A 22307-nucleotide genomic window follows, 5' to 3' on the forward strand; every position below is an offset into this window, starting at 1 on the left:
GCCGGCGTCAGGCCCTGCCGGCATCCACCGGGCGCTCTTCACGCCCGCCTGGGTGCCGCGCAAAACGCGCCGGGTCGCGGCCGTGCACCGGCGCTTCATCGGCAAACGACCAGCCGCCAAACTGCGTGCGCCGGTAGTCGGCCATCGTCTGCGCAATCTCGGCCTGCGTGTTCATGACGAACGGGCCGTACTGCACCACCGGCTCGCCGATCGGCTTGCCCTGCAGCATGAGGAACTCGGCCTCTTCGCCGTTTTCGCCGTTTTCGCCGCCATTGACCAGTTCCGCGTCCACGCCCGCGCGCAGCTCGATGGCGCTGTTCACGTCCACCGCCTGCCCGCCTATCGTTGCCGTTTGGCCTTTGAAGAAATACAGCTGGCGCCGCGTGCCGTCGCCCTTCGCAGCGGGCAGCGTCCAGCGTGCGCCGGGTGCCATGCGGATGGTCCAGATCGCCACGTCGGCCTCGGCCGCGGCAGCCCAGGAGTCGGGCGGCGGGGCCAGCGGTGCGGCGCCAGCGCCCTGCATGCGGCCGGCGATGACGGCCACCTCGGTGCTGCGGCCTTCGGCGTCCTTCACGTTCAGGCGCGGAATATCCTGCGACCAGAACATGGTGAAGTGCGGCTCGCTCATCTTGCCGGCGGCCGGCAGGTTGAGCCAGATCTGGAACAGCTCCAGCGGGTTGGGGTTTTGCGTGTCCAGCAGCGGGAACATTTCGGAATGCACGATGCCCTTGCCGGCGGTGAGCCACTGCACGTCGCCGCGGCCAAAGCGCGCGGTCGCGCCGAGCGAGTCGGAATGGTCGATCAGGCCCTTGCGGACGATGGTCACGGTTTCAAAGCCGCGGTGCGGGTGCGCCGGAAAGCCCGGGACTGTGCTGCCGTGGTACATGTTCCAGCCGTCCTTGCGCGCGAAATCCTGGCCGATGTCGCGGCCGGCCAGCGAGGCGTCCGGGCCCATCTGCGCGTTGGCGCGCGGGTAGGCGTCGTCGTGGTAGACGCAAAAGAGGAAGGGGTCGAGGGTGGCCCACGGAAATCCGAGGGGCTTGACCGCGATGACGGGATGAACGGCGAAGTCGGCAGACATGAAAGGCCTTTCTGGCGTGAGACTTTCAAAGAACCCAGCTGAGGCCACCCGCGGCCCTTTCAAGCTGCACGTCCAGCCCATCAACGGGCGCGGCGCCAGCCTTTTATAAGAAAAATATGCCCGCAGCCCTTATTGCACATGCACATGGCGCTATAAAATCCATAGCGCGCATGATCGGCCCTCCTCAGGCCTTCAGTTTCCAGCCGGTGCGGAAGATCCACCACACGGCGCCCAGGCACAGCGCCAGAAAGCCCACAATGGCCGCCACGCTGATGCCCACGTTGACATCGGCCACGCCGTAAAAGCTCCAGCGGAAGCCGCTGATCAGGTAGACCACCGGGTTGAACAGGGCGATGTTTTGCCACAGCGGCGGCAGCATGTTGATGGAGTAAAACGCGCCACCCAGGAAAGTCAGCGGCGTCACCACCATCATGGGCACGACCTGCAGCTTCTGGAAGTTGTCCGCCCACAGCCCGATGATGAAACCGAACAGGCTGAAGGTCAGCGCCGTCAGCAGCAGGAAGCACAGCATCCAGAATGGGTGCGCAATGCTGTACGGCACAAAGAGGCGCGCCGTCGCCAGGATCAGGAGGCCCAGCAACACGGATTTGCTCGCCGCGGCGCCCACATAACCCATCACCACCTCCATCGACGACACCGGCGCCGACAGCAGCTCGTAAATCGTGCCCGACCATTTGGGCATGTAGATGCCGAAGGCGGCGTTGGAGATGCTCTCGTTGAGCAGCGACAGCATGACGAGGCCGGGGATGATGAAGGCGCCGTAGCGGATGCCGTCGATGTCGCCCATGCGCGAGCCGATGGCGGCGCCGAACACCACAAAGTAGAGCGAGGTTGAAATCACCGGCGAGGCGATGGATTGCATCAGCGTGCGGAAGGTGCGCGCCATTTCAAAGCGGTAGATCGCGCGGACGGCGGGCCAGTTCATGCGGCCTCCTTTTGCGTGGTGGGCGCGGCGGCTGCGGCGGGTTTGTCGGCATGCACCAGGCTCACAAAGATGTCTTCAAGCGAGCTCTCGCTCGAATGCAGGTCCTTGAAGTCAATGCCCAGCCCGGCCAGCTGCTTGAGCAAGGCCGCGATACCGGTTTCCTCTGTCTGCGTGTCAAAGGTGTAGACCAGGGTGTGGCCCTCCTTCGTCAGCTCCAGCGGCAGGCCGGCCAGCGCATGGGGAATGCTTTGCAGCGGCGTTTGCAGCTGCAGGCTCAGTTGTTTTTTGCCGAGCTTGCGCATCAGCACCGCCTTGTCCTCGACCAGAATCAGTTCGCCCTTGTTGATGACGCCGATGCGGTCGGCCATTTCTTCGGCCTCCTCGATGTAGTGCGTGGTCAGGATGATGGTGACGCCGCTGTCACGCAGGTTCCGCACCATTTGCCACATGCCCTTGCGCAACTCGACGTCCACGCCTGCGCTGGGCTCGTCCAGGAACAGGATGGTCGGCTCGTGCGACAAGGCCTTGGCAATCAGCACCCGGCGCTTCATGCCGCCCGAGAGCGTCATGATCTTGCTGTTCCTCTTGTCCCACAGCGAAAGGTCGCGCAGCACTTTCTCGATGTAGGCCGGGTTGGGTGTCTTGCCGAAGAGGCCGCGGCTGAAGCTCACCGTGGACCACACGGTTTCAAAGGCATCGGTCGACAGCTCCTGCGGCACCAGGCCGATCTTGGCCCGGGCGGCGCGGTAGTCGCGCACGATATCGTGCCCGTCGGCCAGCACGCGGCCCGAGGTCGGGTTGACGATGCCGCAGACGATGCTGATCAAGGTGGTCTTGCCCGCGCCGTTGGGCCCGAGCAGGGCAAAAATCTCGCCGCGCCGGATGTCCAGGTCGACGGACTTGAGCGCCTGGAAGCCCGAGGCATAGGTTTTGCCCAGTTGCTGGATGGAAATAATGGCTTGCACGCGGCGTCCTGATGTGAAGGTGGTATCAGAAGTGGTACCAGAAGTAGTACCAGAAGTGGTACCAGAAGTCGTGGTACCCGAAGTGGCCCGGATCATTCTATAGAGCGTGGGTGAAAAAGCTGCGGCAAGGGTTTTCAGGATGACGCGGCCGTTTGTGAAGGCGCACTGGTGCCGATTCGGGACAGGCCGGCGTGGGGCCGTCCTACACCCTGCAAGCGGGCCGCCAGCTAACTTGGGCACTCATCCTGTTGTCTGCATCAGCAATCATTCTTTCAAGCAGTCAGGCATTTGGCAGCCGTTATGGCTACAGATGTTTTGACTCCGGCAAAAGCGTTGTGGCTGGTATCGGTTTCATGCACACGATCCTAAAAAACAGTTCATGGTCAGGGCCTGTTCACAAGCCCTAGCAGGAACGAACTGTTGACGCACCTCGTTGTGCGAATTTCTTCAAGAGGATCCCTATGAAATACGCAATACTTTTGGCCGCACTTGTCGGCACGCTCGGCCTTGCCGCCTGTGAAAAAACCGTTGTCGCACCGCCTGCGGCTGTTGTCACCGTTCCAGGCCCTGCGGGTCCGGCCGGCGCCACTGGCGCTACCGGCACCGAAGGCGCCAAGGGCGCCACAGGTGCAGGCGTCGGCATTCCCGGCCCCACCGGCGCAACGGGTGCCACCGGCGCGACCGGCTCTACGGGTTATGAAGGCGCTACCGGCGCTACAGGTGCGACGGGCGCCACGGGCAATACCGGAAAAACCGGCCAGACCGGTGACACGGTCGTGATTGTTCCCGCCAAACCCTAAGCCCTGAGCTTCAGGCACAAGCCGGCGAGCGCCCTGCGTTCGCCGGCTTTTTTCATTTCGGCCGCAGCTCACGCCGCTTGCGCAGTCCGCGAGGCGGGAAACGGCTCACGCCAGGCGGGCAGCTTGTTCAGCCCCTCGTGCCAGCGGCGAATCTCGGGGAAGTTGCCCAGCGGCATCCCGGTCTGTCCGGCATAGGGCAAGGTGATCGCCACCGCAAAATCCGCGATGCTCAGCGCGTCGCCCACCAGGTAGCGGCGCCCCGACAGGTGCGCATCCAGCACCTTGGCAAAACGCTCGAAGCCCGGTGTCGCCTTGTCGGTTTCCGCGGTGTCGGGCTGGCCGATGCCGAAACGCGGCTTGATGATGTGCTCGAAATAAAACACGCTGGCCAACGGCGCAAACTCGGTCGCGTCCCACATCAGCCAGCGCATCACGTCGATGCGGCGCGCATCTTGCGGCCACAAGTCCGATCCGGCTTTTTCGGCCAGGTGGCACATGATGGCGTTGGACTCCCACAGCACCAGGTCACCGTCGACCAGCACGGGCACCTTGGCATTCGGGTTCATCGCGCGGAAGGCCGGGGTACGGTGCTCACCGGTGCCCAGCTCGACGGGAATGAATTCCACCGGCGACTTCAGGTGCAACGCCAGGGCGCAGACTTTGCGCGGGTTCAGCGTGTCGGAGTAATAAAGCTTCATGTCTTGCCTTTCTTTTTGAATCGTCATGCCGCCATGCGCGGCAGCTCAGCCCACACCGGCCGCACTTCGATCGTTGCCTCGCGGGCCATGGGGTGGCTGGCCGCAACGTCAATCGCTTCCTGGGGGCTGGCGCATTCGATCAGCCCGTAAGCGGCCATCTTTTCGCGGCTCTGAGAAAACGGCCCGGGGCTGACAAGCCGCTTGCCTTCCCGCACGCGCACTGTCATGGCGTCGGCGGGCGGGCGCAGCGGGTTGCCGTGCTTCAGGATGCCGCGGGCCTCCATGGCCTTCACCCAGGCGCCGATTTCGCCGACGAGCGCCGGCGTGGGTGCGAAGCTCGCGTCGTGGCAGATGATCAGCAGGTATTGCATGGTGATCGCGTCAAGGCATCGGCAGCGGGTTGATCACCATCCACGACACGCCGAAGCGGTCGGCGACCATGCCGAAGGACGACGCGAAGAAGGTCTTGTCCATCGGCATTTCAATCTTGCCGCCATCGGCCAGGGCATTGAAGAGGCGTTTGGCTTCGGCGTCGCTGGGCGCGCTGATCGACAGCGAAAAGCCCTTGAACTCGGCCTTGCCGCCGCCCATGCCGTCGGAGGCCATCACTTCAGTCTCGCCGATCTTGAAGCTGGCGTGCATGACGCTGTTGGGGTCCGGCGCCGGGCCGCCGCCGGGGCCGCAACCGTCGGTCATGGGTTCGGGGTTTTCCTTGAAGCGCATCATCATCGTGACCTGCGCGCCCAGCGCCTTGCGGTAGAACTCGAGGGCCTCTTCGCAGCGGCCGTTAAAAAAGAGATAGGACTGAACAATCATGGCGATTTCCTTTTCGTTGGGTGGGTGGTTGGTTGGTATGTATGAGGTCAATGGTTCAGCGCGGGATTCAACGTGGGAAGAGCGCGGCCGTGGCGCGCCACTCTGCGGGGCGCGCGTTCGTGATCAAGGCAGAACCGGCGCGTGAGGCAACATCGGCAGGCAGGGGCGGCCGGCTGTCGCGGCCGAAGTACACCTGTACTTCCATGAGCTTGCCGCCCTCAAAACGGAACCATTCGGTGTTGCGGAATTTTTTGCCGGTGGTGCTTTCGGCTTCGTACCGTACGAAGGCTTCATCACCCTGCTCAAAAAGTTTCTCGACCGTGAAGCGGCGCAGCGTTCGGCTGTTGGGCCAGCAGCGCGCGAAGTAAGCCGCGCGGCCGATGCGGTCGTCCAGCGGGCTGCTGAAGGTGAAGTGCTCGTCCAGCAGGCCCTCAAGGACTTGCCGGTCCCTGGTTTCGTAAGCCGAGAAGTAGCGGTGCACGAGGGTGGCGATGGCGCTTGCCATGCTTTAAGCCCTGTCGTAAGCCTCTTGCAGGCCCTTGATGTTGATCTTGTGCATGCCCAGCATGGCCTTCATCACCGCACCTGACTTGGCCGGGTTCTTGTCGCCTAGCAATTCTCCAAGCGCACTGGGGATGATCTGCCACGACAGGCCGAACTTGTCCTGCACCCAGCCGCACTGGTTGGGCGCGCCGCCGGCTGAAAGCTTGTCCCAGAGATCGTCGACCTCAGCCTGCGTCTTGCAGTCCACAAAGAGCGAGATGGCGGGCGTGAAGTGAAAGTGCGGGCCGCCGTTGAGCGCCATGAACTCCTGGCCTTCCAGCACAAAGGTGCCGGTCATGACCGAGCCCTCCGGCCCCGGGCCTTCCTTGCCGTAGCGCCTGAGCGTGGTGATCTTCGAGTTCTTGAAGATAGAGACGTAAAAGTTCATGGCTTCTTCGGCCTGGTCGTTAAACCAGAGGAAAGGGGTGATTTTCTGCATGGTCCGGCTCCTGGAATTGATGGGTGATGTGGACAGGCTGAGAGGTAAAAAGGGCTTCAAACAGCGTTTTGAAGCTTGTGCGGTGATCCGATCAGCAGTATTGTGTACACCGTCCACAAAAGAATAGCAAAGATAATGAACACTGTCCACATAAATACGTAACAGCTCATGTCCAGCGTTCCCCAGCCCCCGCCAGCCCGCAGCACCTACCGCCACGGGGACCTGCGGCGCGCCCTGCTGGAGGCCGGTGTGGAGCTGGCGCGCGCCGGCGGGCCCGAGGCCGTGGTGCTGCGTGAAGCCACCCGCCGCGCCGGTGTGGCGCCTAACGCCGCCTACCGCCATTTCGAAAGCCGCCAGGCCTTGCTGTATTCAGTGCGCTCCGCCGCGCTGGCGGCTGTGGCCCGCGCCATGGAGGCCGAGCTGGCCGCGATCCCGCCGGATCTGCCGCCGGCCGAATTTGCCCGCGCCAGCGTGCGCGCGGTGGGCGCCGGCTACCTGCGGTTTGCGCAGGCCGAAAGCGGGTTGTTCCGCACGGCGTTTGGCCCGTCAGACGATCTGAAAGAAAGAGCCGAAGGCAAGCCTGCCGGCACCGACCGCAAAGGGCAAAGCGGCCTCGACCCGTTTGAATTGCTGGGCGCCGCCCTCGACAAAATGGTGGCTGCCGGCGTGCTGCCGCCCGAGCGCCGCCCCGGCGCCGAGTTCCTTGCCTGGTCGGCGGTGCACGGCCTGGCCATGCTGGTGATTGACGGCCCGCTGGGCCCGCTCATAGGCCCGCAGATGCAGCAGATCGGCCAGCTCCTGCTGGACATGGTGGAAAAAGGCTTGAGCGGGAAGTAGGCGGCTACCCGGCCTCAATCAAAAAAATTCAAGCCAGAAAGGCCTCCAGCCCAAGCACTGCGCGGGTTACCAGCTCCTGATTTGATAGCAATCAAACAGCAAACTACTCACCCGGCCCCTGCGGCAAGCCCATGCCCGTCGGCAGCCCCTCGCGCAGCGCTTCGATAAAGCGGCGCAACTTGGCCGGGTAAAAATTCGAATACGGGTACACCAGGTAGACCGGCAAGGGTGAGGCACACCACTCGGGCGCCAGGTGCAGCAGCCGGCCGTCGGCCACATCATCGGCCACCAGCCAGGTTGAGGCGATGCTCGCGCCCAGGCCCAGCAAGGTGGCATTGCGCAGTGCAAACAGGCTGTCGGTGCCCAGCCGCGGCTGGATCGGAAAGCGCTGCTCTTCGCCGCGGTCACCGCCCTTGCTGCCGTGATGGATCAGCGTCACCTCGCTGCGGTAAAAAGTCTGCAGCGCCAGCCAGGGCAACGCCTGCAGCTCAGACGGGTGCAGCGGCAGCGGCTTGCCCTGCAGCAGCGACGGCGCGGCCACCACGATGCGCCGCACCTCGGCGATCTTCACCGCCACCAGCGACGGGTCTTCCACCGCGCCCACATGCACCGCGCAATCAATGCCCTGGGCGATGAAGTCCGGCGTGCCGTCGTGCAGCAGCCACTCCACCGTCACGCGTTCGTGCTTTCGCAGGTAGTCAATCAGCGGCCCCACCAGCCGCTGCTGGCCCAGCGCATGCGGCACCACCACCCGCAACGTGCCTTCGGGCACATCTTTCGGGCCGCGCAGGTCGGCTTCAAAAGCGTCCCAGTTGCCCAGCAACTCCTTGGCGCGGGCAAAACAGCGTTCGCCGTCTTCCGTCAGCTTCATCGCGTGGGTGGAGCGCTGCAGCAGCTTCAGGCCGAGCGAGCGCTCCAGTGACTGCAGGCGCCGGCTCACCGTCGGCTGCGTGGCGTTCATCTGCGCCGCGGCGGCCGACAAACTGCCCGCCTCCACGATGCGCACAAAGGTCTGCATCAGCTCGATCCGGTCGGGGGCAGGTTTCATGGTGGGCTGCTTTCTTGTATGCGTAACGCGTATGACCATTGTGCCCAATAGCCGCCTTCACAGGGCAAAACCCGGCCCGCATACTGGCGTCCAGTCTCGAAACAGGATTTTCCCCATGAATTCAAACGCCAATACGCATGACCGAACCGGTCCCGGCCTGCCCTTTTCCCTGATTCTTTTGCTTGCCACCGGCGCCGGCCTGGCCGTGGCGGCGCTCTATTACAGCCAGCCCATGCTGGCCCTGCTGGCCGGCGAGTTCAATGCCACGCCGGCCGCCATCGGCCTGGTGCCCACGCTGACCACGCTCGGCTACGCGCTCGGCATCGGCCTGCTTGCGCCGCTGGGCGACCGTTATGACCGGCGCCGCATCATCCTCGGCAAGGCCGCCGCCCTGGTGCTGGCTTTGCTGCTGGCCGCCAGCGCGACCTCGGTGGCCGTGCTCGCATTCGCCAGCCTGGCGATCGGCTTGTCGGCCACGCTGGCACAAGACATCGTGCCGGCCGCCGCCACGCTCGCCCCTGAATCGCAGCGCGGCAAAACCGTCGGCACCGTGATGACCGGGCTGCTGCTCGGCATCCTGCTCTCGCGCGTTGTGGCCGGTGTGGTGGCCGACCAGTTCGGCTGGCGCAGCATGTTTGTGATGGCTGCCGTCAGCATCGCGCTGCTGGGTGTGGCCGTGTGGCGGCGCCTGCCGCGCTTTGCAGCGACGACGCAGCTGCCCTACCTCGCGCTGCTCGGTTCACTCGCCACGCTGTGGAAGCGCCACGGCGCACTGCGCCGCGCCGCCATCGCGCAGGGCCTCATCAGCATCGGCTTCAGCGCCTTCTGGTCCACACTGGCCATCATGTTGCACGCCGAGCCCTTTAACCTGGGCAGCAGCGCGGCCGGCGCTTTTGGGCTGGCCGGCGCCGCCGGTGCGCTGGCCGCGCCACTCGCAGGCCGCATTGCCGACAGCCGCGGCCCCGAAGTCGTCACGCGCCTGGGCGCTGCGCTGGTGGCCGCCGCGTTTATTGCCATGGCGTTTGGCCCCAACCAGTTGTGGCTCATCGCACTGGGCGCGGTGGTGTTTGACCTGGGCGCACAAGCCACCCTGATCGCACACCAGACCATCATCTACAGCATCGAGCCCGCCGCGCGCAGCCGCCTCAATGCCGTGCTGTTTATCGGCATGTTCACCGGCATGGCCAGCGGCGCCTGGCTGGGCAGCGTGGTGCTGGCCCACGCCGGCTGGCAAGGTGTGTGTGTCATGGCGGCGGTGTCGGGTGCGGCCGCGCTGGTGGTGCGGCTGTGGCCGGTGAAGAAACTGGCGCCCTGCGCCGCGTGAAACCGGCACAAGCGTTCAGACAAAAAGGCCTCGCGAAGAGGCCTTTTTCATGCGAGCACTGCAGCTCAGGCCGCCAGCGCTTCTTTCGGAAAATCCGTCGAAGCCGACAGCGCCCGCCAGGCCTTCACCTCGGCCTCGACAAACGCATGCTTGTCTTCAATCACCTTCAGCGTGTCGGTGCCCAGCGCCAGGCGCAGCGGCGGCGTGCCTGCCTCCACCAACTTCAGCATCGCCTGCGCCAGGCGCAGCGGGTCGCCCGGCTGGTTGTGGTTGATCTGTACGGCGGCAGCGCGCACCTGGCCGGCGCTGGCGGCGTAGTCGTGCAGGATGCGCGGCGACACCGACAGCGAATTGCCGTCCAGGAAGTCGGTGCGAAAGTAACCCGGCTCCACCGTCGTCACATGGATGCCCAGCGGCGCAAGCTCGCCATGCAGCGCTTCGGTCAAACCCTCCACCGCGAACTTCGTCGAGCAATACACGCCAAAGCCCGGCCCCGACTGGTAGCCGCCCAGCGACGAGATGTTGATGACGTGGCCGCTGCGGCGCGCGCGCATCGCCGGCAGCACGGCGCGTGTCACATTGAGCAGGCCAAACACATTCGTCTCATACAAGCGGCGCACTTCATCCGCCGTCGCTTCTTCCACCGCGCCCAGCAAGCCATAGCCCGCGTTGTTGACCAGCACGTCGATGCGGCCAAAGCGCGCCAGTGCGGCCTGCACGGCGGTGGCGGCCTGCGCCTCGTCGGTCACGTCCAGCGGCAATGCCAGCAGCGCTGCGCTGGCCGGAAATCTTTTCTGCACCGAGGCCGCGTCGCGCGACGTCGCCACCACCGCATCGCCGTGCACCAGTGCCGCTTCGGCGATGCGGGCGCCAATGCCGCGCGCCGCGCCGGTGATCATCCATACACGTTTGAAATCAGCTTTCGCTGTGACTGCATTCATGGTCTTGCCCTTTAAAAAATGTTGCTGAGGAGGGCAATGTAGGTTTTCGATTGCATGCTGAATAGATGGCAATCGCTGGGTTCATAATCAAGTAAATCGTGACAATGGGGCTGACCTCACAAGGAATCTGCCATGGCTTTCAATGAACTGCGCGCCGTTTCCACCTTCGTCAAGGCCGCCGAGCTCGGCAGCCTGCGCCAGGCCGCCGCGGCGCAGGCCATCACGCCCCAGGCCGCCAGCCAGGCGCTGGTGCAGCTTGAGCAGCACCTGGGCGTGCGCCTCTTTCACCGCACCACCCGCAGCCTGAGCCTGACCGAAGAGGGCGAGCAATTCCTGCAGGCCGCGCAACCCGGGCTGGCCACGCTGCAGCGCGCCCTGCACGGCGCACGCCGGGGCCGCGAAGACATCGCCGGGCCGCTGCGCATCGCGGCCCCGCGTTCCATCATGCTCGAGGTGTTGTGGCCGGTGCTCGAAGAATATTGCCGCCGCTATCCGCAGGTCGACCCCGACATCCATATGGACGACCGCATCGGCAACTGGGTGGAAGACCGCGTCGACGTCGGCTTTCGCGCCGGCTCGCCGCCCGAGGGCGGCGTCATCTCGCGGCGCATCATGCCGCTGCAGCTCGTCGTCTGCGCCTCGCCGGCCTACATCGCGCAGCACGGCGCGCCGCAAACCATCGCTGACCTCGCCAGCCACCGCTGCAGCGGCTTTCGGCACGCGGGCACCGGCAAGGCCATGCCCTGGGAATTCAGGGTGGGCGAAGAAGTCGTGGGCCACAACGTCGCAGCCGCCTTTCTGGCGAACGATGTCGATGTGGAGGCCCGTGCCGTGGTAGCCGGCCAGGCGGTGGGCCAGCTCATCGGCATCACCGCGGCGCCGCTGGTGCGCGCCGGCAAGCTGGTGCCGCTGCTCACGCAGCATGTCACTGAGCACCTGGGCCTGCATGTGTACTACGGCAGCCGCAACGCGCAGCCGGCGCGCTCGCGGGCTTTCATTGACCTGGCGGTAGAGCGGCTGGTGGGCAACCCGCAGTTTTTCCTGCAGCCGCATGAGCTGGCGCCTCTGCAGGCCAAAGCCCGGCGCACGCGGCGCCGGGCCTGAGGTGATGCATGAAATTGATGCATAAAATCGGCCTCCAGCCCAATAACCATAGAGGTCAACAGCTCCTGAATTCATAGCAAGAGCGTCAACCCAAAAAGCGTCAACCCAAAAATTGCAACAGTTCGGGGATGACTTGCTCAGGCGCTTCTTCCATCAGCCAGTGGCCCGATCCCTTGATGATCACGCCCTTGACATCGTTGGCCACCAGCCGGCCCTGATCGATCAGGAAGGTGCCGCCGGCTTTTTCCCCTGACAGCACCAGCATGGGCATGGCCAGTTTCGTGTTGCCCAGCGCGGCGAAATCGGCCGCGTCTTTTTCAAAGTTCTTGAAGTACTCAAAGCCCGCGCGCATGCCGCCCTCCTGGGCATAAGCCGCGGCGTAAATGCGCCGGTCGGCTTCGGGCACCGAGTGTTTGGCATCGGCCGCAAAGTCGTTCCAGAAGTGTTCAAAGTAGGTGCGTTCACGGCCCTTGACGAGGGCCAGCGGCGTGGTGCCGTGGAAATGAAAGTGCCAGAGGTCGCGCAGCAGCCACACGTTGGTCCAGTTGCCGATGCCGGGCAGGAAGGCGTCCATCAGCACCACGCGGCTGGTTTCAGTGGGGAACTGCGCAGCGTAGGCGTAGGCCACCATCAGGCCGATGTCGTGGCCCACGATGGCGACGTTGTTGATGCCCAGCGACTTCACGAGCTCATGGATATCGACGGCCATGTTCTTCTTGTCGTAGCCGCCTTCGGGCTTGGCCGATCCGCCGGCGCCGCGCAGGTCCGGCACGATGACGGTGTGCGTTTTGGCCAGCAGCGGCATCAGCGGGTTCCACATGTTGCTGGTTTCGGCATAGCCGTGCAGCAGCACCACCGCCGGGCCCTTGCCGCCCACGCGGTAGTGGATGGTGGTGCCGTTCACGCTGGCATTGCGCGCCGTGAAGCCGGGCACGCGCCTTTCGTTGCCAACCGGCGCGGCGGCCACGGCGGGTGAGGCGGCGGCCAGCAGGCCGGCGGCTGCGGCGCCCAAAGTGGCGGCGCTGGCCAGCAGGTGGCGGCGCGTGGCGGGGAGGGTAACGGGAAGGGTGGAAGAAGCAGTGTTCATGGTGATGTCCTTGGGGTGAAGTGAATGAAGAGCCTCCAATGTAGGTTTCAGCTTCTCTTTCAGGAATACCATCCGGCTGGTTTATTCATTCAGTTTTTATGAATGATCGGGGTTTCCCACCGCACCCTGCAGCCGCGCGCAAGCGCCGCTTGCCCTCGTCTCGCCCGGGCCTGTGTGCCTACAGCCAGCTCAGTTGCAGGCTGACGCCGGCGGCGGCGGGCGCGGACTAGATTGGCTGCTCAGCCGCTGCGCTTTTTTCAGCCTTCAATGCGGGCCCATGGCTGAACCGCATTGCCCACAGAACACAACAAAAATGCCGCCTAACACCGCTCCCCCCATCCCGCCCGCTCCCAACCCGGTTGATCCTCTCAAGCGCCGCGCCGCCTGGGCCGCGGGCGTCTTCCTGCTGGTGCTCGGCCTGCCCTTGTTGCTGGCCGGGTTCTGGCTCGTGGTGCTGGGAGGTTCTTCCTACTACCTGCTCGCGGGCCTGGGCTTTGCGCTGTCGGGTGTCATGCTGGCGCGCCGCAGCCCGTCCGGGTTGTGGATTTTTGCACTGCTGGTTGCCGGCACGCTGGCCTGGGCGCTGTGGGAGGCGGGGCTTGACTGGTGGCCGCTGGCGGCGCGCGGCGGCGTGGTGTTTTTGATCGGCCTTTTCCTGATGACGCCCTGGGTCGCCCGCACCTGGCCCATCAACGCCATCGGCCACGAAGGCTTGCTCGGTGTGCGCGGCGGCCGCTGGGCGCTGGGCAGTGCGCTGGGCGTCTTTCTGGTGGTGTCGGTTGTCACCTGGTTTCATGACGACAACCGCCTGATCGGCCTGCAACCGCTGGCGCCTATGGGCACCAGCACGGCAGCGCCGGCCGACGGTGTGCCGCCCGGTGAATGGCACGCGTATGGCCGCACCGGCCATGGCCAGCGCTATTCACCGCTGGCGCAGATCACGCCCGGCAACGTCAAGAGCCTGGAGATGGTCTGGCAGTACCGCACCGGCGACATGCGCGGCCAGCCCGGCGACCCGGAAGAAACGACGTTTGAAGCCACGCCGCTCAAGGTCGGCAACCGCCTTTTCTTTTGCACACCGCACCAGTCGGTGATCGCACTCGACGCCGCCACCGGCACGGAGGTCTGGCGCTTTAACCCCGGGATCCAGGGCCAGCTCGCGCTGCAGCACCTCACGTGCCGCGGCCTGTCTTACCAGCCGCCGGCCACCATGCCCGTACCCGCCACGGCGGATGGCTGCACCGCCAAGCTCTTTATGCCCACCTCCGACGGCCGCGTGATCGCGCTCAACCCCGACACCGGAAAAACCTGCACGTCGTTTGGCGATGGCAAAGGCCAGATCGACCTCTGGGCCGGCATGCCCAACGTCAAGCCCGGCGCCTACTACGCCACCTCACCGGTGGTGGTGACCGCCAGGCTCATCATCGTGGGCGGCACGGTGCTCGACAACGTCTCCACCAAAGAGCAGTCCGGCGTGATCCGCGCGTATGACATCAACACCGGTGCGCTGGCCTGGGCCTGGGATTCGGGCCAGCCCAACAGCAGCGCGCCGCTTGCACCCGGCCAGGTCTACACGCCCAACTCGCCCAACAGCTGGTCCATCTCCAGCGTCGATGAAACGCTGGGCATGGTCTATGTGCCGCTGGGCAACCAGCCGCCCGACCAGTGGGGCGGCAATCGCAGCCCGGCGGTCGAAACCTATTCGTCGTCGGTCGTCGCGCTCGACCTGGCCACCGGCAAGGTCCGCTGGAGTTTCCAGACCGTGCACCACGACCTTTGGGACTACGACGTGCCGGCCCAGCCCAGCCTGCTGGACCTCACCATCAAGGGTGAAAAAGTGCCCGCGCTGGTGCAGCCCACCAAGCAGGGCGAGATTTTTGTGCTCGACCGCCGCACTGGCGTGCCGCTGCTGCCGGTCTCCGAAATGCCCGCACCGCAGGGCGCCGCCAAGGGCGACCGCAGCGCGCCTACGCAGCCGAAGTCGGCACTCTCCTTCGACCCGCCGCCGCTGACAGGCCGCGACATGTGGGGCGCCACCATGTTCGACCAGCTGTATTGCCGCATTGCCTTTCAACGCCTGCGTTATGAGGGCCGCTTCACGCCCCCGTCCACCCAGGGCACGCTTGTGTACCCCGGCAACTTCGGCGTCTTCAACTGGGGCGGCGTGGCGGTCGACCCGGTGCGGCAGATGGCCTTCACCACACCGACCTACCTGGCCTTTGTCTCGCAGCTGGTGCCGCGCCCCGACGACACGGCGCTGATGGTGCAAGGCAAGAAGTTGCCCGCAGGCAGCCTGCCCGCACTCAACGAAAACTTCGGCGCGCCGTTTGCCGTCAAGCTGCGTCCCTTTGTCTCGCCGCTCGGCATCCCTTGCCAGGCGCCGCCCTGGGGCTATGTGGCCGGGGCTGACCTGACCACCGGCGCCGTCGCCTGGCAGCACAAAAACGGCACCGTGCGCGACCTCGCGCCCGTGCCCCTGCCCTTCAAGATGGGCGTGCCCAGCCTGGGCGGGCCGCTCACCACGGCCGGCGGCGTGGCCTTTCTCTCGGGCACGCTGGACGACTACCTGCGCGCCTACGACGTCAACAACGGCAATGAGATCTGGAAGGCTCGCCTGCCTGCCGGCGGGCAAGCCACGCCCATGAGCTACAGCGTCCCTGACGGCCGGCAGTTTGTGCTGGTGGTGGCGGGCGGGCATGGCTCGCTGGGCACGCGTGCCGGCGACTATGTGCGCGCCTACGCATTGCCGCTGGCCGGTGCGCCGCGCCCCGCGCCCTAGCGGATCAGCTCACGCCTCGATGATCACCTTCAGCGCTTTCGTATCGGCGGCGCGGCTGAAGGTGTCATAAGCCTTGAGGATGTTGCCCAGCTTGAAGCGGTGCGTGATCAGCCGCGCGGCATCGAAGCGTTTGGACCGCACGGTCTTGAGCAGCATGGGGATGGACATCGTGTCCACCAGCCCCGTGGTGATCGTCACGTTGTGCGACCAGAGCTTTTCCAGGTGCAGGTTGACCTTGGTGCCGTGCACGCCCACATTGGCAATCGTGCCGCCCGCGGCCACGATGTCTTCACACAGCTCGAAGGTGGCGGGAATCCCGACCGCCTCAATCGCGGTGTCCACGCCGCGGCCGTCTGTCAGCGCCATGATCCGCGCGGCCGCATCGCCCTTCTTGCTGTTCACCGTGTCGCTGGCGCCAAAGCGTTTGGCCACGGCCAGGCGGCTGTCGTCCACGTCCACCATGATGATGCGGGCCGGCGTATAAAACTGCGCCGTCAGCAAAGCCGCCAGCCCGATGGGGCCCGAGCCCACGATGGCCACCGAAGAGCCCGGCGCCACCTTGCCGTTGAGCACGCCGCACTCAAAGCCCGTGGGCAGGATGTCGCTCAGCATCACCAGCGCTTCTTCATCCGAATCCGGCGGGATCGGGTACAGGCTGGTGTCGGCATGCGGCGTGCGCACGTACTCGGCCTGCGTGCCGTCAATTTCGTTGCCCAGGATCCACCCGCCCGTTTCGCAGTGCGAATACATGCGCATGCGGCAGTACTCGCATTTGCCGCAGGACGAAATGCACGAGATCAGCACCCGGTCGCCGGGCTTGAAAGCCGTCACGCCGGCGCCCACCGAATCAATCACGCCCACGCCTTCGTGCCCCAGGATGCGGCCCGGCGCGCAGGTCGCCACATCGCCTTTGAGGATATGCAGGTCGGTGCCGCAGATCGTGGTTTTCACGATCTTCACGATCGCATCGCCCGGCGCCTGGATCTCCGGCTTGGGGCGTTCTTCAAGGGTCTTGCGGCCGGGGCCGCCATAGACAAGTGCTTTCATTGAACTCTCCTGCAAAGGGGTGAGGGCATGCGCCCCTTTCGCAGAAGTCCGCGATGGCACATGCCCTTGCCCCCAGCAGGCGCGCATTCGGCGGCCAGGTCTGTGCGGTGACACACGCAAGCGGGCAGAAGGGCCCGTTTGGACCAAGCCCGCCAGCGCCCGGCTGCGACATGCGAATTTAAGAAAAATAGGCCTCTAGCCCTGACGGTGTATGGAGTTGTCGCTATTGTTTTAGTAGCAATAACATCCAGCACCCACCCCGCACTACGCCGCAGCCTTGACCCAATCACGCGGCGACACACCCGTCTTCTGCGCAAACAGGCGCGACAGCGCCGAGGCATTGGCATAGCCCAGCTGCGCGGCAATCGCCTTGAGCGACTGGCCGCCGCGCAGCTCGCTTTGTGCAATCGCCAGCCGCCAGGTCGCCAGGTAGTCCGCCGGCGTTTGCCCGACCTTTTGTTTGAACAGCACCGCAAACGCGCTGCGCGACATGCCGGCTGCTTGCGCCATGCGCTCCAGGCTCCAGGCATCGCCGGGGGCTTCATGCACCGCCGCCAGCGCGCGCGCCAGGCGCGGCTCGCCCAGCCCGGCCAGCAGGCCTTCGGGTGTGCCGCCTTCTTCAGAATGGTCCAGCAGCCAGCGCAGCAGTTGCAGCAGCAGAACCTCAAACAGTCGGTCAGCCAGCAGCCGTTGCCCGCAGCGCACCTGCCCGGTCTCGGCAAACAGCAGGGCCAGGGTGTGCTCCAGCCCCTGCACGCGTGACAGCGGCAGCACCACCAGGGCAGGCAGCGCACGCGCCAGCGGGTGGCTGGCGCCGCCGTCAAAGGCCAGCGTCGCGCAGGTGAAGTCGGCGCCTTCGACCGGCGCGTTGTGAAAGTCATGCGCCAAAGGCCGCGGGTAAAACACCAGGCTGGGCTCCGTCACCTCCACACGCTTGGGCGCGCCCGCGCCGGCGCGGTGCGTCACCACCATGGTCCCGCGCCGCATCACATGCAAAAAGCCCAGCCCGGCTTCGGGCGTGAAGCGCGTGACGCCGCACAGCGGCCCGTTGTGAAACATGTGGGCCCGCACACGAAAGCGGTCCATCAGGGCGGAAAGCCGGTCAATTCCTTCGGGGGTGGCGGTCATGGTGTCTTGGAGGTTTCTGGATGAAAAGGATGATTTGCTGGACCAATTGATCCAATACGTCCAGATTATCGCGAGAAACTTCCCCCTGTGCAGCAAGGGCCCTACAAGCCCCGCTGCGCGAAATGACCTCTTCCTCAACCGCGACTCTTCAACTTCCAAGGACTTCACCATGTCACGCGTTCCCTTGATCGACCGTACCGCCGCTTCCACCTCCGCCGACCGCAAGGCCCTGCTCGACCAGGTCAACCAGGCCTTCGGCGCCACGCCCAATATGTTCAAGGCCGTCGCCAACTCGCCCGCTGCGCTCAAAAGCATGTGGGGCTCCTTCGGCGCGCTGGGCGGCGGCGTCATCACGCCCAAGCTCGGCGAGCAGATCGCCGTCGCCGTGGCCGACCGCAATGCCTGCGAATACTGCCTGGCCGCGCACACCGCGCTCGGCCGCAAGGCCGGCGTCAGCGCCGAAGGCATGGCCGCCGCGCAGCGCGGCGAGTCGGCCGACCCGGCCACCGCCGCCGCACTCGCGTTTGCGCTCAAGCTGGTGAACGACCGCGGCAACGTGTCCGAAGCCGATGTGCAGGCCCTTCGCCAGGCCGGCTTTAACGACGAGCAGGTCGTGGAGATCCTCGCGCATGTGGCGCTCAACCTCTTCACCAACTACGTCAATGTGGCGTTTGCGGTGCCGGTGGATTTCGCGCCTGTGAAGCTGAGCCGCGCTGCCGCCTGACGCACCGCTCTGTTCTTAAACCGATATGCGCGGCCTGCAACAAGATCCCGGCAGGCCGCGCTGAAAGCTTTTTATGCCCACCCACACGCCTCCCGCCGTGCATCCCTTCGCACCTGACTGGCACATCGCCCACTGGCTCAACACGCCGTCGCCCATCACGCTCGAATCCTTGCGCGGCAAGGTGGTTCTCATGCACGCCTTCCAGATGCTGTGCCCGGCTTGCGTCAGCCACGGCCTGCCGCAAGCCACCGCGGTGCGCCAGGCGTTTGCCGAATCGTCTGTCGCCGTCATCGGCATCCACACCGTGTTTGAGCACCACCGCGTGATGACCCACGAGGCGCTGCAGGTGTTCGCGCATGAGCAGCGCCTGCGCTTTCCCATAGGCGCCGACATGCCCGGCGCCGATGGCCCCATTCCGCAAACCATGGCCGCCTACGCGTTGCGCGGCACGCCCAGCATGGTGCTGATCGACAAGCAGGGCCGGCTGCGACTGAGCCACTTCGGCCACCTGAACGACCTGGCGCTGGGCGCGGCGATGGGCCAGTTGCTGACGGAGCCGGCCTGAAGTCGGCCTGCGCAGGGCGCCCTTGTCGGCGCGCCTGCCTACAGCCGGCAGCGGGTGCATCGCCCTAAACTGCCTTATGAAGATTGCCCGCCTGCTGATTACCCTTGCCGCCACGGCCGCCGCCACCACCACTGCATTTGCGCTGGAGCCCGAAGAGATCTTCAAACGCGCAGCGCCCGCCGTATGGACGGTGAAGGCCGACGTCGGCAACAACCAGGTCGCCATCGGCAGCGCCGTCGCCATCACGCCCAGCCTGCTGGTCACCGCCTGCCATGTGGTGAGCAAGGCCATCACCATCAAGCTGACGCAGCAGCAGCGCGAAGTCAAAGTCATCCGCATCACGCGCGACCCGGTGCCCGAGCACGACCTGTGCGTGCTGCAGACCGAGCCCGGCGTGGCGCTGGCCACCGTCACCATCGCACCCATAGACACCGTGCGCACAGGCGCCAAGGCCTACGCGATCGGCAGCCCGCACGGGCTGGAGCTCACGCTGTCCGAAGGCCTGGTGTCCTCGCTGCGCGCCAACAACACCAGTACGCTGCCCACCATCCAGACGTCCGCGTCCATTTCATCCGGCTCCAGCGGCGGCGGTTTGTTTGATGCCGAGGCGCGCCTGATGGGCGTGACCATCAACATCTCGCCCGGCGGTGAAAACCTGGGCTTTGCCTACCCCGCGCAGCTGGTGATGGAGCTGCCCAAACGCATAGACGCCGAACTCGTGCAGTGGCGCGAGCGCCTGAAAAACCTGGGCGTGGTGATGGGCGCCAACGGCGAGCCCACACCCTCCGGCCATGCCGAGCTGGACAACGAAGCCGCCTTGCCCGTGCTGGGCGGCGGCAGCGACCCGGCCGCGCTGCGCCTGGCCTACAAACAGTTTTTGCTGCAGTCGCAGCCGCGCGCTTTCATGATCACCAGCGACGGCCAATTCGGCGCCGTCACCAGCCTGGCCGGGCTGAACGAGCAAGTAGCCAGCTGCGCCCAAAAGAAAATCACCTGCGCGGTTTATGCCGTCAACGGCACGGTGGTGTGGGGCAAGCAGCAGCCGGCGCGCTGAGTTTGTGCCTTTGCTTCACACAAAAACTTCAAGCCAAATCGGCCTCCAGCCCAATCATTGCCTTGGCTGTGTGCTCCTGAAAAGATAGCAACCAGCCGAAGCGCAGTTCAAGGATAAAACGCCGCCCCCGCCGCAAACTCCGCCTTGAACACCTCCGCCACCCAGTCGGCAAAGGCCCGCACCTTGGCCGTCAGGTGGCGGTTGCGCGGGTACATCACCACCATGGCCAGGTCTTCGGGCTGCCAGTCAGGCAGCACGCGCACCAGTTGCCCGCTGGCCAGCAATGCACAGGTGCGCCGCGTGAGCGGCGGCTGCGCCAGGCCCAGGCCTGCCAGCACCGCGCCCATGTGGCTGTCGGCGTCGTTGCAGCTCACCCAGTGCGGGCGGTTGATGTGATGCGTCTGGCCGTCTTTGGAGAACTCGAACGGGAACACCCGGCCCGTTTTGGCGGAGTGAAAGTTCACAAAGCGGTGCTGCTCCAGGTCTTCCAGCGTCTGGGGCGTGCCGTGTTTCTCTAGATAAGAAGGCGCCGCGCAGGTCACCACCTTCAGCCGGCCCAGCGGCCGCGCCACCAGCGTCTCGTCGTGCACCAGGCCGCCGCGTATCACGCAGTCCACGCCTTCGGCCACCAGGTCCACCGGCCTGTCGGTGCTGCCCAGCTCCAGCACCATGTCGGGGTAGCGTTTGAAAAACTCCGGCAGCACCGGTGAGATGACATGCCGGCCCACGGCGGCCGGCACATCCACGCGCAGCCGCCCGGCCGGCGTGGCCACCGCCCGGCGCAGCGTTCCTTCCAGTTCGCCCATGTCCTGCACCATGGCCAGCGCCCGCTGGTGGTACAGCGCGCCGTCGTCCGTCAGGCTCAGCCGGCGCGTGGTGCGGTTGAGCAGGCGCACGCCCAGGTGCGCCTCCAGCTCCTGCACCAGCGTGGTCACCCGGGCTTTGGGCAGGTGCAGCGCCGTGGCGGCCGCAGTAAAGCTGCCCAGCTCCACCACCTGGTTAAACACTTCCATCGCTCTGTAGCGGTCAACGCTCATGGTTTTGTTGCCTTTTACTTTTTGACTGTTTCTGGCCGTTCGCCCTGAGCTGCCTGTCCTGAGCCCGTCGAAGGGGTCGAAGGGTTTGGTTGCAAGCGACAAGGCTTCGACAAGCTCAGCCCGAACGGGGTGGGTGTCCGTCCTGGATGACCGTACTGTTTTATAAATCAGTAACAGTTATTTTGAAATACGGCAGTTTATTCTTTTAATCAACGCCAATACAGTCCTTCTACCCGCTTACCCAAGCACTGACCCCAAATTCACCAAAAGGCTCCCCAATGACCACCACCACGCTTTCCTCCACCCGCCTGGGCTTTAATGGCCCGCAATCCGTCTCGGCCATCGGCCTGGGCGCCATGGGCATGTCCGGCATGTACGGCGCCAATGACGAAGCCGCGAGCATCGCCACCATCCACGCCGCGCTGGACGCCGGCATCAACCTCATCGACACCGGCGACTTCTACGGCATGGGCCACAACGAGATGCTGATTGGCCGCGCACTCAAAGGCCGGCGCGACCAAGCGCTCATCTCCGTCAAGTTCGGCGCGCTGCGCGACCCGTCCGCCGGCTGGATCGGCATGGACGGCCGGCCCGCTGCCGTCAAAAACTTCCTGGCCTACACCCTGCAGCGCCTGGGCACCGACCACATCGACATCTACCGCATCGCGCGCCTCGACCCGAACGTGCCGATTGAAGACACGATAGGCGCCATGGCCGACATGGTGAAAGCCGGTTTTGTGCGCCACATCGGCCTGAGTGAAGTCGGCGTCGACACCATCCGCAAGGCGCACGCGGTGCACCCCATCACCGACCTGCAGATCGAGTACTCGCTCATCAGCCGCGGGCCTGAGGCAGAGATCTTTCCCGTGCTCAAGCAACTCGGCATCGGCGTCACGGCCTATGGCGTGCTGTCGCGCGGGCTGCTGTCGGGCTCCAAACCCACGGGGCCTGGCGACTTTCGCGCCCACCTGCCGCGCTTTACCGGCGACAACGCCGTGAAGAACCAGCAGCTCGTCGACGTGCTGCACCAGCTGGCCGCCGGCCTGGGCGCCACGGCATCCCAAGTCGCCATTGCCTGGGTGCTGGCGCGCGGCAAGGCGCTGGGTGTGGACATGGTGGCGCTGGTCGGCTCGCGCACGCTCAAGCAGCTGGACGAATCGCTGGGCGCGCTCAAGCTGCAACTCGGCAGCGCAGACCTGCAGCGCATTGAAGCCGCGTTGCCGGCCGATGCCATCGCCGGCACGCGTTATGCCGCCGAGCACATGAGCCATTTGGACAGCGAGAAGTAAAACGAGACTATTCCCTCTCCCTCTGGGAGAGGGTTAGGGTGAGGGCCGGCGGCCT

General features: G+C 65.3%; 23 protein-coding genes. 9 read left to right on the top strand and 14 right to left on the bottom strand.

Annotated features, from left to right (window positions below; genetic code table 11):
• Positions 1 to 7 precede the first annotated feature (7 nt).
• The 3 genes from DT070_RS07140 to DT070_RS07150 all read right to left on the bottom strand — a co-directional run bounded on the left by DT070_RS07140 (position 8) and on the right by DT070_RS07150 (position 2992).
• The gene (locus DT070_RS07140; protein WP_122954759.1) at positions 8 to 1081 is read right to left on the bottom strand and encodes a pirin family protein; all 1074 of its coding nucleotides are present in this window, start codon (positions 1079 to 1081) and stop codon (positions 8 to 10) included.
• A 184-nt stretch (positions 1082 to 1265) separates the two neighbouring features.
• The gene (locus DT070_RS07145) at positions 1266 to 2027 is read right to left on the bottom strand and encodes an ABC transporter permease (protein WP_122954760.1); all 762 of its coding nucleotides are present in this window, start codon (positions 2025 to 2027) and stop codon (positions 1266 to 1268) included.
• Positions 2024 to 2992 (bottom strand): ABC transporter ATP-binding protein, encoded by a 969-nt coding sequence (locus DT070_RS07150; protein ID WP_122954761.1) that lies wholly within the window; start codon positions 2990 to 2992, stop codon positions 2024 to 2026. Before DT070_RS07150 ends, DT070_RS07145 begins: the two co-directional genes overlap by 4 nt.
• Positions 2993 to 3453: 461 nt before the next feature.
• Here DT070_RS07150 and DT070_RS21725 point away from each other — a divergent pair, with 461 nt between their 5' ends.
• Positions 3454 to 3792: a collagen-like protein gene (locus DT070_RS21725; RefSeq protein ID WP_122954762.1), complete on the top strand. Its 339-nt coding sequence runs from the start codon at positions 3454 to 3456 to the stop codon at positions 3790 to 3792.
• Positions 3793 to 3860: 68 nt separating this feature from the next.
• On the opposite strand, the gene DT070_RS07160 is transcribed toward DT070_RS21725, so the two are convergent.
• The 5 genes from DT070_RS07160 to DT070_RS07180 form a co-directional block, all read right to left on the bottom strand.
• Positions 3861 to 4490, bottom strand: a complete 630-nt coding sequence (locus DT070_RS07160; protein WP_122954763.1) for a glutathione S-transferase family protein — start codon at positions 4488 to 4490, stop codon at positions 3861 to 3863.
• A 23-nt stretch (positions 4491 to 4513) separates the two neighbouring features.
• Positions 4514 to 4861: a YciI family protein gene (locus DT070_RS07165; RefSeq protein ID WP_122954764.1), complete on the bottom strand. Its 348-nt coding sequence runs from the start codon at positions 4859 to 4861 to the stop codon at positions 4514 to 4516.
• A 10-nt stretch (positions 4862 to 4871) separates the two neighbouring features.
• On the bottom strand, positions 4872 to 5306 hold the full coding sequence (locus DT070_RS07170; protein WP_122954765.1) for a VOC family protein: 435 nt from the start codon (positions 5304 to 5306) through the stop codon (positions 4872 to 4874).
• A gap of 67 nt (positions 5307 to 5373) precedes the next feature.
• Positions 5374 to 5811 (bottom strand): nuclear transport factor 2 family protein, encoded by a 438-nt coding sequence (locus DT070_RS07175; RefSeq protein WP_122954766.1) that lies wholly within the window; start codon positions 5809 to 5811, stop codon positions 5374 to 5376.
• 3 nt (positions 5812 to 5814) lie between these two features.
• A complete protein-coding gene (locus DT070_RS07180; RefSeq protein ID WP_122954767.1) occupies positions 5815 to 6288 on the bottom strand; it encodes a VOC family protein in 474 nt (157 codons plus the stop codon).
• Between the two features lie 168 nt (positions 6289 to 6456).
• Here DT070_RS07180 and DT070_RS07185 point away from each other — a divergent pair, with 168 nt between their 5' ends.
• Positions 6457 to 7125: a TetR/AcrR family transcriptional regulator gene (locus tag DT070_RS07185; protein ID WP_122954768.1), complete on the top strand. Its 669-nt coding sequence runs from the start codon at positions 6457 to 6459 to the stop codon at positions 7123 to 7125.
• 103 nt (positions 7126 to 7228) lie between these two features.
• On the opposite strand, the gene DT070_RS07190 is transcribed toward DT070_RS07185, so the two are convergent.
• Positions 7229 to 8173, bottom strand: a complete 945-nt coding sequence (locus DT070_RS07190) for a LysR family transcriptional regulator (protein WP_122954769.1) — start codon at positions 8171 to 8173, stop codon at positions 7229 to 7231.
• A 115-nt stretch (positions 8174 to 8288) separates the two neighbouring features.
• Between DT070_RS07190 and DT070_RS07195 the strand changes: the two genes are divergently transcribed.
• The gene (locus tag DT070_RS07195) at positions 8289 to 9497 is read left to right on the top strand and encodes an MFS transporter (RefSeq protein WP_122954770.1); all 1209 of its coding nucleotides are present in this window, start codon (positions 8289 to 8291) and stop codon (positions 9495 to 9497) included.
• Between the two features lie 65 nt (positions 9498 to 9562).
• On the opposite strand, the gene DT070_RS07200 is transcribed toward DT070_RS07195, so the two are convergent.
• Entirely contained in the window at positions 9563 to 10438 is an 876-nt protein-coding gene (locus DT070_RS07200) for an oxidoreductase (RefSeq protein ID WP_122954771.1), read from the bottom strand.
• A gap of 132 nt (positions 10439 to 10570) precedes the next feature.
• On the opposite strand from DT070_RS07200, the gene DT070_RS07205 reads away from it, so the two are divergent.
• Positions 10571 to 11542, top strand: coding sequence for a LysR family transcriptional regulator (locus tag DT070_RS07205; RefSeq protein WP_122954772.1), 972 nt, complete (start codon positions 10571 to 10573; stop codon positions 11540 to 11542).
• A 100-nt stretch (positions 11543 to 11642) separates the two neighbouring features.
• On the opposite strand, the gene DT070_RS07210 is transcribed toward DT070_RS07205, so the two are convergent.
• Positions 11643 to 12629 carry an alpha/beta fold hydrolase gene (locus DT070_RS07210; RefSeq protein WP_122954773.1) on the bottom strand — a complete coding sequence of 329 codons (987 nt, stop codon included), beginning with the start codon at positions 12627 to 12629 and terminating at the stop codon, positions 11643 to 11645.
• 313 nt (positions 12630 to 12942) lie between these two features.
• On the opposite strand from DT070_RS07210, the gene DT070_RS07215 reads away from it, so the two are divergent.
• A complete protein-coding gene (locus DT070_RS07215; protein ID WP_122954774.1) occupies positions 12943 to 15408 on the top strand; it encodes a glucose/quinate/shikimate family membrane-bound PQQ-dependent dehydrogenase in 2466 nt (821 codons plus the stop codon).
• Positions 15409 to 15417: 9 nt separating this feature from the next.
• Here the strand turns inward: DT070_RS07215 and DT070_RS07220 are convergent, their stop codons facing one another.
• Positions 15418 to 16455 (bottom strand): zinc-dependent alcohol dehydrogenase family protein, encoded by a 1038-nt coding sequence (locus DT070_RS07220; RefSeq protein WP_122954775.1) that lies wholly within the window; start codon positions 16453 to 16455, stop codon positions 15418 to 15420.
• Between the two features lie 264 nt (positions 16456 to 16719).
• Positions 16720 to 17583, bottom strand: a complete 864-nt coding sequence (locus DT070_RS07225) for an AraC family transcriptional regulator (protein WP_122954776.1) — start codon at positions 17581 to 17583, stop codon at positions 16720 to 16722.
• Between the two features lie 169 nt (positions 17584 to 17752).
• Here DT070_RS07225 and DT070_RS07230 point away from each other — a divergent pair, with 169 nt between their 5' ends.
• The 3 genes from DT070_RS07230 to DT070_RS07240 all read left to right on the top strand — a co-directional run bounded on the left by DT070_RS07230 (position 17753) and on the right by DT070_RS07240 (position 19926).
• Positions 17753 to 18307, top strand: a complete 555-nt coding sequence (locus DT070_RS07230; RefSeq protein ID WP_122954777.1) for a carboxymuconolactone decarboxylase family protein — start codon at positions 17753 to 17755, stop codon at positions 18305 to 18307.
• A 73-nt stretch (positions 18308 to 18380) separates the two neighbouring features.
• Positions 18381 to 18872: a peroxiredoxin gene (locus DT070_RS07235; protein ID WP_122954778.1), complete on the top strand. Its 492-nt coding sequence runs from the start codon at positions 18381 to 18383 to the stop codon at positions 18870 to 18872.
• Between the two features lie 76 nt (positions 18873 to 18948).
• Entirely contained in the window at positions 18949 to 19926 is a 978-nt protein-coding gene (locus DT070_RS07240; protein ID WP_122954779.1) for a S1C family serine protease, read from the top strand.
• A gap of 107 nt (positions 19927 to 20033) precedes the next feature.
• On the opposite strand, the gene DT070_RS07245 is transcribed toward DT070_RS07240, so the two are convergent.
• Entirely contained in the window at positions 20034 to 20963 is a 930-nt protein-coding gene (locus tag DT070_RS07245) for a LysR family transcriptional regulator (protein ID WP_122954780.1), read from the bottom strand.
• 278 nt (positions 20964 to 21241) lie between these two features.
• Here DT070_RS07245 and DT070_RS07250 point away from each other — a divergent pair, with 278 nt between their 5' ends.
• Positions 21242 to 22252 carry an aldo/keto reductase gene (locus DT070_RS07250; protein ID WP_122954781.1) on the top strand — a complete coding sequence of 337 codons (1011 nt, stop codon included), beginning with the start codon at positions 21242 to 21244 and terminating at the stop codon, positions 22250 to 22252.
• Positions 22253 to 22307: the final 55 nt, after the last annotated feature.

Origin of the sequence: Polaromonas sp. SP1, from assembly GCF_003711205.1 — a bacterium.
In the GTDB taxonomy this organism is placed as follows: domain Bacteria; phylum Pseudomonadota; class Gammaproteobacteria; order Burkholderiales; family Burkholderiaceae_C; genus Polaromonas.